Raw genomic sequence first — 8440 nt, 5'->3', positions numbered from 1 at the left:
TTGATCTCATTAAGCATTTCTACTTATTGCAAAGGTGAGATGCTCCCACGAGCTTGAGAGTTTAATTTATTAACCCAAGGTGTTTCTTTGTTGTCTGCTAGTACAGCACAAAGCTTTTGAAGATCATTACGGGTTGTCCCTTGATTGTCCAGACAATAACGAACACAAGAGTTAAGCACAAACTGAGATGTCCTAATTGCTTCATCTAGTCTTTGAGATTGTTCTGGTGTCCCGTTTTTTAACTTGGCTTCTACGACTAGGATTGATTAATCCTCGACCCTGGATAAATTAAGTATAACACAGTTTACTTACAAATGGTAGAATTAAAATCGTGCTTCGCGGTTAATATCCTGGTCGGATTTCATCCCCCGCAAAGGTTGATGTCTTGTGGAAAAATTTAGCGGGGGCATTCATCCGACATTTAAGGTAAATCTATTTTTCGAGGTACCCCCAAGAGGATCGATAACCACTGATTCCGAGCCAGTAATGATACACTAGGCATGATTTAATTACAAACCTCGATCACAAAAGGAAATAGATATCGATGAAAGCCATGATTTTGGCGGCTGGCAAAGGAACTCGCGTCCGTCCGATTACCCATACGATTCCCAAACCCCTGATCCCGATTTTACAAAAGCCGGTGATGGAGTTTTTGTTGGAACTGTTGCGACAGCATGGCTTTGATCAGATCATGGTCAATGTTAGTCATTTAGCCGAAGAAATTGAGAGTTATTTCCGCGATGGTCAGCGTTTTGGGGTGCATATCGGCTATTCTTTCGAGGGTAGAATCGAAGAGGGCGAGTTAATCGGTGATGCCCTAGGATCGGCGGGCGGTTTACGACGAATTCAAGATTTTAATCCCTTTTTTGACGATACTTTTGTGGTTCTCTGTGGTGATGCGCTGATCGATCTTGATTTAACCGCAGCCGTTAAATGGCATCAGGAAAAGGGAGCGATCGCTACTATTGTCACCAAAACCGTCCCCAGAGAGGAAGTATCCAGTTATGGGGTGGTAGTTAGCGACGAGGAGGGACGGATTCTCAGTTTCCAAGAAAAACCGGCCATCGATGAAGCTTTAAGTACCTGCATTAACACGGGTATCTATATTTTTGAGCCAGAAATCATTGATTTTATTCCCCCTAATAGTAAATACGACATCGGGGGCGAATTATTCCCCCAATTAGTCGCTAAAGCTGCACCTTTCTACGCTTTAAACATGGATTTTGAATGGGTGGATATCGGTAAAGTCCCCGACTACTGGCAGGCAATTCGCGGGGTGTTATCCCGGAAAATTAAAAATGTTGCTATCCCTGGCATCGAAGTCAAACCGGGCATCTACACGGGCTTAAATGTGGGAGTAAACTGGGATCGAGTCGATATCACCGGACCTGTGTATATCGGGGCAATGACGCGCATTGAAGACGGGGCGAAAATTGTCGGTCCGAGTATGATTGGCCCGAATTGTTGGATTTGTGGCGGCGCGACGGTGGACAATAGCGTTATTTTTGAATATTCTCGCCTCGGTTCAGGGGCGCGTTTGGTGGATAAGTTGGTCTTTGGGCGCTACTGTGTTGATAAAACCGGCGCGGCGATCGATGTGGAAGCGGCAGCCTTGGATTGGTTGATTACCGATACCCGCAAGGTTCCCCCAGAATTTGATCACCCTAAACATCAGGCAATTCGTTCTTTATTCAATGGCAAGTAGGCAACACCCCAACAGGGAAACCACTTCGCGCGCGTTGTGAGGGAGAAGGGAGAGGGGAAAACAAATAAAAATAGTCTCCTGAATACTGTCTCCTGACTCCTGAATACTGTCTCCCCAAAACGAAAACTTCCTACCTCACCACATATCATGTTTGATTCTCCTGTTGATCTTCTCATTCTCTCTAATGGCCCAGGAGAAATATCTACATGGGTGCGTCCAGTTGTCAAGAGATTGCGACAAAACTTAACAGAAGATCGATCGCTGTTGCGGATTTCGGTGATTCTTTCCCCTTGTACTCATTCTATGGGGGCGGAAACGGCAGTAGTTAGGAAATATCCGGAGGTCGATCGAGTCCAGTCGCCAGAAAACTTCTTTAATTTTCTTTTCTGGGGAAAAACCGCCGATAATTGGGATTGGCACCCCAAGGGCATCGTTTTATTTTTAGGGGGCGATCAATTTTTTGCCCTCACCATCGGTAAACGTTTGGGTTATCGCACCGTTATCTATGCGGAATGGGAAGCGCGTTGGTATCGGGGGATCGATCGCTTTGCCGTAATGAATACAAGTGTATTAAATAATATTCCCCAACAATATCAGCATAAATTTACTGTTATCGGCGATTTAATGGTGGATTTGCCCAATGCTATCACCCCTGATGACGCTACCTTAATTGCACTCCTCCCGGGTTCCAAACCCTCGAAATTAGCTCAGGGTGTACCCCTAACCCTAGCCATTGCCGAAAAGATACACGCGCAGGCTCCCCGGACTAAATTCTTAATTCCCGTCGCTCCTACCCTAAATTTAGCTTATTTGGCGAAATTTGCCGATCCTAGCTCTAATCCGATGATCACTAAAACCGGTTGGAGTGCTGCCAAATTAAAAAACGGTGAAAAACCCTATCTAGAAACAGATAAGGGGGTAAAAGTTGACCTAATTACCGATTTTCCCGCCCATAACCAGCTTTCTCGCTGTCATTTAGCTTTAACGACGGTGGGTGCTAATACTGCCGAATTAGGGGCGCTGGCAATCCCGATGATTATTTTACTACCGACTCAGCAACTAGACGCGATGAGAACTTGGGACGGTTTACCCGGTTTATTAGCCCAACTGCCGGGGGTTGGCTCTTTATTTGCTAAGATAATTAATCTCTATATGTTGCGGAAAAAGCGTTTATATGCTTGGCCAAATATTTGGGCTGGTGCCGAAATTGTTCCGGAATTATTGGGGGAATTACAACCAGAAGAAGTGGCAAATATGGCTAGATCTTGGTTAGAAAATCCCCAACAATTAGAGGCTATCCGGCAAAAATTGCGGGCAGTGCGCGGGCAAGCAGGAGCAGTGGATAAGTTAGTATCTATTATTGCCGAACAATTGTCTAGCTTCTAATCAATTAGAGAATTAAGCTTGTTGGTAGAGAGGATCAATTTCGATTAATTTATTAACAGTTTGATAAAATTCCTGCTGATAAAATTCCCTTTGATTGCTGTCGCCAGAATTAATTAATTGTTCTTGACAGTAGCGACGATATTCCATTAAACTAATTTTTTCCATAGCTATAATAGCATCTTTAATTTGTTCTTCTGGCTGCAAAATTTCCTGACTGGTATGTTCATTTAAGTGCAATAAAGAATTAAAATCACGGTTTTTGTCTGTGGTGATCATCAATAAATGATTCTGTAAAGATGACATCAAATCTCTTGGTTTAGTAATTTGGGTTTCTAACTCTAGAATTACTTGCCATAACCAACGATAATCCGGGAGATTAAAAATTAAATCTTTTTCATCCAAAGATTCTAAAATTCTTTCCCGATATTCAGGATAATGGAGATAGATTAATAATAATAACCATTCGGCTTTTTCCGAGCTATTTTTTTCAGATTTATCTAAAATATTTTTCCTCTTGATTGCCAGAGATTTTCCCTGAGGTTTATTAACCTGCTTTGAGAGATTTTTTAAAATATAAGGCAAACGAGTTGCATCTTTTTGAGCCAAAATTTCAGCACAATAATCTAGATAAAAAGTGCGTTGATTGCTATCGATTAACTTTTGCAGTAAACTCACCATACTATTGGCTACTTGTTGAAAATGTAGTCCCTGTTTTAAATCTTTATTAACCAACATTTGCGAGATTTGCCAATCAATCCAAAAAGGAGATTTTTCGATTAGTTCTCGATAACTATTCACCCCGTCAGCACGAGATTTAAGAAATTCATCGGCATCTTTACCATCGGGAAGATTGAGGATTTTTAGGTTAACTTGTCCCGAATAAACTAGGGAGTTAATTTCCTCGATCGCCCTTTGTGTCGCTTTAATTCCCGCTTGATCAGCATCAAAATTAAAGATTATTTGTTTACTTTCACTGTAGCGCAAAAGTAATTTAATTTGCTCTTGACTTAAAGCTGTTCCTAAACAGGCAACCACATTACTAATACCAGTAGCATGAAGAGCGATCGCATCAAAATAACCCTCGACAACTATCGCTAAATCTTGCTGAATAATTGTCTGTTTAGCTCGATCGAGAGCAAAGAGAGTTTTTCCCTTTTCAAATAGAGGAGTATCGGGAGAATTTAGATACTTTGGCTGCTCATTACCTAAAGTGCGACTACCAAAAGCGATCGCTCGTCCTTGACTATCAAAAATAGGAATCATTAAACGATCTCGAAATTGATCGTAATAACCACTACCATTTTGACGCGCTTTAATTAATCCCGCTTGTTCCACTAAAGCCACAGGATAGCGCTTTTGTTCCACTAAATAACGATAGAGAGTTTCCCAACCTTCCGGAGAATATCCCAGTTGAAAAGCTGCGATAGTTTCCGCGGTTAGTTGTCGTTGTACCTTAAGATAATCTAACGCTTTTTCCCCTTGAGGTTGACTAAGGGCGTGTTGATAAAAACTCACCGCCACGGCCATTATTTCGTATAATTGTTCCTTGAGGGATAATTTCTGTTCTAATTCCTGACGCTGTTCTACTGCCAGAGTTTTAATCGGGATTTGATACCTTCTAGCAAGATCGAAAACCACTTCACTAAAAGATTGTTTTCCCACTTCCATAAGAAATTTAATCCCGTTTCCCCCCGCACCACAGCCAAAACAGTAATACATTTGTTTGGCAGGACTAACCGTAAAACTGGGGGATTTTTCCTCGTGAAAAGGACATAAACCGACGTATTCCCGTCCCCTTTTTTTGAGGACGACTCTCTCGGAAATTAAATCCACAATATCAATTCTTTGTTTAACTTCTTCGATCGTGTCCGGATGTAGTCGCGGTGTATCCATAATCAGTTATCAGCAGTCAGGAGTCAGATGTGAGTTTTAAGTGAGCAGTATATATTAAGTGAGCAGTATTAAAGCTGATCACTGAAAAATCTCCCCAACACCTACCACCCCCACTAAGGCCCTTTTTGACTCCTGGAAATTCGCACCCATAAGTAATAAGAAAGGACTTGACTTTGGCGGCGGCTTGTGCTATGCTTTTATCATAATGGGAATCCGTGCCAATTTCCAGAAGTTCAAATATTCCCATTGTGAATAAAATCTTTTAAAAATATTATCTCAAAATCTCCCGACAAAAACAAGCAAAATTTTCCCCATAATTGTTAAGTTTTGTTAAAAATGCAGAGACCGGCAGGGAAAGAACTGATTACTGATCACTGAAAAACTTCCGCACTGCGATGGCGGCATTTTGTCCTCCGAAACCGAAACTAAGACAGAGACAATTGTGCAGGGAAAAATTAACAGCCGCTCTAATTAAATTTAATTGAAAAGGCGACTCGCGCACACCGACACAGGGGGGAATTAGCTGATTTTTCAGAGCCATTAAACAAAAAGCCACACCTAATGCCCCCGAAGCCCCTAAAGTGTGTCCTGTTGCCCCTTTTGTCGAGCTTACAGCCACTTGCGAGCCAAAAATGCTGGCGATCAGGTTTGCCTCCCGTTCATCGTTTAAACGCGTGCTAGTGCCGTGGGCGTGAATGTAATTAATTTCATCTTTTCTTAATTGACTTCTGTGCAAACATAGTTCTATGGCTTTGGTAGCACTACGATTATTCACCGCCGGGGCGCTGACATGATCGGCATCGCAGGTAAAACCATAGCCCAAAATTTGCCCGTAGATGGGGGCATTTCTGCTTAAAGCCAGTTTTTCGGATTCAAGGACTAAAATCGCCCCAGCTTCGCCCAAAACCAAGCCCTCCCTAGCTCTATCAAAAGGATAACAGCCCGTTTTCGCCAAAGCTCCCATCTGTTCAAATCCCACCAAAGTTAAGGGAGTGATCGGGGTTTCGAGCGCCCCGGCTAAAACTCGATCGCATTCTCCCATAGTAATTAATTCTACAGCCTGGGCGAGCGACCAGATGCCCGTGGCACAGGCCGCCATGGGTGCTAACACTGGGGCGCCGGTTTCTATCAATCTAGCGGTCAATACCGAGGCGCGATCGGGTAAACTATCTAACCAGTTTTCTACTATTCCCGTCGCTGCCATCTGTTCCCATAAACCCTGACAACCACGACTAGAACCGATAGTGACACCACAATCCTTTAAGGGAGGGGTTAACTTCGCATCTTCAAGGGCAGCAATCAGGGCAATTTTGGTTAAATCCTCTAAAAATGCCGGTTTGTGACCGATTAAACCCAAGGGTAAAGCGGGTAAATCAGAAAAGGGTTGTTGTCTAGTTATACCAGTTTTGCCCTCTAGTAATCTTTGCCAACTCTGACTTAAATTTCCCAGAGAACTGATCAACCCAATTCCCGTCACCACAACATTCATTTATCAGTTATCAGTTATCAGTTATCGGATGAACGTAGGTTGGGTTGAAGCATGAAACCCAACGCCCGATTATGTTACGCTACCGCTAACCCATCCTACAAATAATTGTGCCTTCCTACTTAGAGCATTTAATTGATTATTATTCATTCTTAATTCTCCTGACTACTGACTACTGGCTCGGAGACTCCTCACCTGACGGAAGATTTTTGATTTTTGCAGCAGATTTATTAAATGATTGGGTGGGTGACGGCGAACATTAAATTATTGTCGCCCGGTCCCACCCTAACCGATCGCTATTTTTTCAGATTTTCTGCACCAGAAACAACTTTGGCCGAGTCAATTTTATCCCCTTGTTTGATCGTATCGATCACTTCCATTCCCTCAGTTACATAACCAAAAACGGCATAATCACCATCGAGGAAATTGATATCCGACAGGGCAAAATAAAACTGAGAAGAAGCGGAATTAGGTTGTTGAGAACGGGCCATTGCGATCGCACCGCGTTTATGGGGTAAAGCGACGATGGGAGTGCGCGCCGTGGCCTGTTGACCGATTGCTTGCCCATAAATCGGCTCTTTTTCGTCTTTGAGGAGAATTTCCAGGGGAACATAACGGGATTGCTTGGTTTGTGGATCAACAAAACCACCAGTTCCGCGACCTTGGGGATCACCCCCTTGGGCGACAAAAGGCTGCGGTTCTGTAACCACGCGATGGAAAGTTAAACCATTATAAAAACCTCTCTCCACCAGATCCACAAAGTTACCGGCAGTAATTGGGGCCGCATTGCCATCAATTTCGATCGTTACCGGTTTACCTTTGATGATCATCTCGACGACGGCAGTTCCATCTAAGCGGGGTTTGTAATTATCCATGTTGACACTGCCCGAACTGGCAGGTTGAGAGGTTTGGGTGATACTAGAATTATCGGGGGTGGAATTAGCTTCCGGGGAAGAACAGCCGAAAAGTGTCGTCGTTGTGATTAAAAAAACACAAACTAGAGACAGCCAGCAAGATTTTCTTATCTTCATCATTTTATAGCCAAAAAGAGCGAAAAAAGGCCTACAATCCCTCTAGAGGAATTTCCAGAAAACGAGCGAGTTCCGCTCCTTGATTTTCCAATTCCGAGAGGGACATCGGATCGCCGACGCGAGTTAAAGGGATATCGCGACGCTGTTTAATCCGCAGGAATAGTTCCCGTTTCGGGTTGAGTCCTTCTCGCACTTCGGCCCGCACAGCTTGCACATCTTCGAGAGGCCAATCGAGATCAATGCGACGATTTTTGCCAGGGTAGCCCCAACGAAAGATTTTAACTTTGCCGGTTTCCTTGTTAAACTCGTTGTAACCACCTCCGACATTCCAGAGGAGAGATAACCAGAGATAGATGGCTAAAAGAGTCCCCGCAGTACCGTAAAAGAGGAGGGCGACTCCTTGGGGAATAAATTGTAAGGAACTGGTATCGCTAACGAGAAGTAGATTGACCTTCAAATAACTGGAAAGACCGGCGAGGAGAAACCCTAGACCGCCAATAGAGACGATTACAGCCCAAAAATAGTTACTAGGGCGACGGGAACCCACTACTTCTTGCCGTAGGATTAGGCTATCTTTACTTGTTGTTTGCGCTTTCATCGAAAATTTGGGTCTGAAACCCCGTCGTTCTACGACGGCTTTACTGTTAAATATTAGCGCATTTACACGATATATGCTAGAATGCGAGATATGGAAAAAGCCTATTCGTTTCGATTTTACCCAACACCCGAACAAGAGTCGCTATTGCGGCGCACTTTGGGCTGTGTAAGATTGGTTTACAATAAGGCACTCCATCTCAGAACACAAGCATGGTACGAAAGACAAGAAAGAGTAGGATATACTGAAACTTCTTCAATGCTAACCGATTGGAAAAAACAAGAAGAATTAGAGTTTTTAAACGAAGTTAGCTGTGTACCTTTACAACAAGGGTTAAGACACCT

General features: G+C 43.3%; 7 protein-coding genes and 1 pseudogene. 3 read left to right on the top strand and 5 right to left on the bottom strand.

The annotated features are described in order from the left end of the window. Nucleotides 1–41: 41 nt before the first annotated feature. Nucleotides 42–263, bottom strand: a pseudogene (locus tag IM500_RS22235) (RNA-guided endonuclease TnpB family protein); the annotation flags it as partial. A 281-nt stretch (nucleotides 264–544) separates the two neighbouring features. On the opposite strand from IM500_RS22235, the gene IM500_RS22230 reads away from it, so the two are divergent. Both IM500_RS22230 and IM500_RS22225 read left to right on the top strand, forming a co-directional pair. Continuing rightward, nucleotides 545–1705, top strand: coding sequence for a nucleotidyltransferase family protein (locus IM500_RS22230; protein ID WP_190722550.1), 1161 nt, complete (start codon nucleotides 545–547; stop codon nucleotides 1703–1705). Between the two features lie 147 nt (nucleotides 1706–1852). Next, complete coding sequence (locus IM500_RS22225) at nucleotides 1853–3091, top strand: glycosyltransferase family protein (protein WP_190722549.1); 1239 nt, start codon at nucleotides 1853–1855, stop codon at nucleotides 3089–3091. Nucleotides 3092–3103: 12 nt separating this feature from the next. On the opposite strand, the gene dnaG is transcribed toward IM500_RS22225, so the two are convergent. The 4 genes from dnaG to IM500_RS22205 all read right to left on the bottom strand — a co-directional run bounded on the left by dnaG (nucleotide 3104) and on the right by IM500_RS22205 (nucleotide 8099). After that, nucleotides 3104–4984 carry a DNA primase gene (dnaG, locus tag IM500_RS22220; protein WP_190722548.1) on the bottom strand — a complete coding sequence of 627 codons (1881 nt, stop codon included), beginning with the start codon at nucleotides 4982–4984 and terminating at the stop codon, nucleotides 3104–3106. A 364-nt stretch (nucleotides 4985–5348) separates the two neighbouring features. After that, nucleotides 5349–6473, bottom strand: a complete 1125-nt coding sequence (locus tag IM500_RS22215) for a beta-ketoacyl-ACP synthase (protein ID WP_190722547.1) — start codon at nucleotides 6471–6473, stop codon at nucleotides 5349–5351. A 293-nt stretch (nucleotides 6474–6766) separates the two neighbouring features. After that, nucleotides 6767–7504, bottom strand: coding sequence for a peptidylprolyl isomerase (locus tag IM500_RS22210; protein ID WP_287739544.1), 738 nt, complete (start codon nucleotides 7502–7504; stop codon nucleotides 6767–6769). A gap of 28 nt (nucleotides 7505–7532) precedes the next feature. Beyond that, a complete protein-coding gene (locus IM500_RS22205; RefSeq protein WP_061432225.1) occupies nucleotides 7533–8099 on the bottom strand; it encodes a photosystem I assembly protein Ycf4 in 567 nt (188 codons plus the stop codon). A gap of 90 nt (nucleotides 8100–8189) precedes the next feature. Between IM500_RS22205 and IM500_RS22200 the strand changes: the two genes are divergently transcribed. Next, nucleotides 8190–8440: helix-turn-helix domain-containing protein (locus tag IM500_RS22200; RefSeq protein WP_287739545.1), on the top strand; the 251-nt coding region annotated here is incomplete at its 3' end.

The sequence above is a fragment of the Microcystis sp. M179S2 genome (assembly GCF_020245805.1).
GTDB classification, from domain to species: domain Bacteria; phylum Cyanobacteriota; class Cyanobacteriia; order Cyanobacteriales; family Microcystaceae; genus Microcystis; species Microcystis aeruginosa.
This window is presented reverse-complemented; position numbering and strand designations above follow the sequence as displayed.

Excerpts from the sequence above, each read along its gene's own strand:
- IM500_RS22230 (WP_190722550.1), top strand. The coding sequence starts at position 545 with ATGAAAGCCATGATTTTGGCGGCTGGCAAAGGAACTCGCGTCCGTCCG.
- IM500_RS22225 (WP_190722549.1), top strand. The coding sequence starts at position 1,853 with ATGTTTGATTCTCCTGTTGATCTTCTCATTCTCTCTAATGGCCCAGGA.
- dnaG (WP_190722548.1), bottom strand. The coding sequence starts at position 4,984 with ATGGATACACCGCGACTACATCCGGACACGATCGAAGAAGTTAAACAA.
- IM500_RS22215 (WP_190722547.1), bottom strand. The coding sequence starts at position 6,473 with ATGAATGTTGTGGTGACGGGAATTGGGTTGATCAGTTCTCTGGGAAAT.
- IM500_RS22210 (WP_287739544.1), bottom strand. The coding sequence starts at position 7,504 with ATGATGAAGATAAGAAAATCTTGCTGGCTGTCTCTAGTTTGTGTTTTT.
- IM500_RS22205 (WP_061432225.1), bottom strand. The coding sequence starts at position 8,099 with ATGAAAGCGCAAACAACAAGTAAAGATAGCCTAATCCTACGGCAAGAA.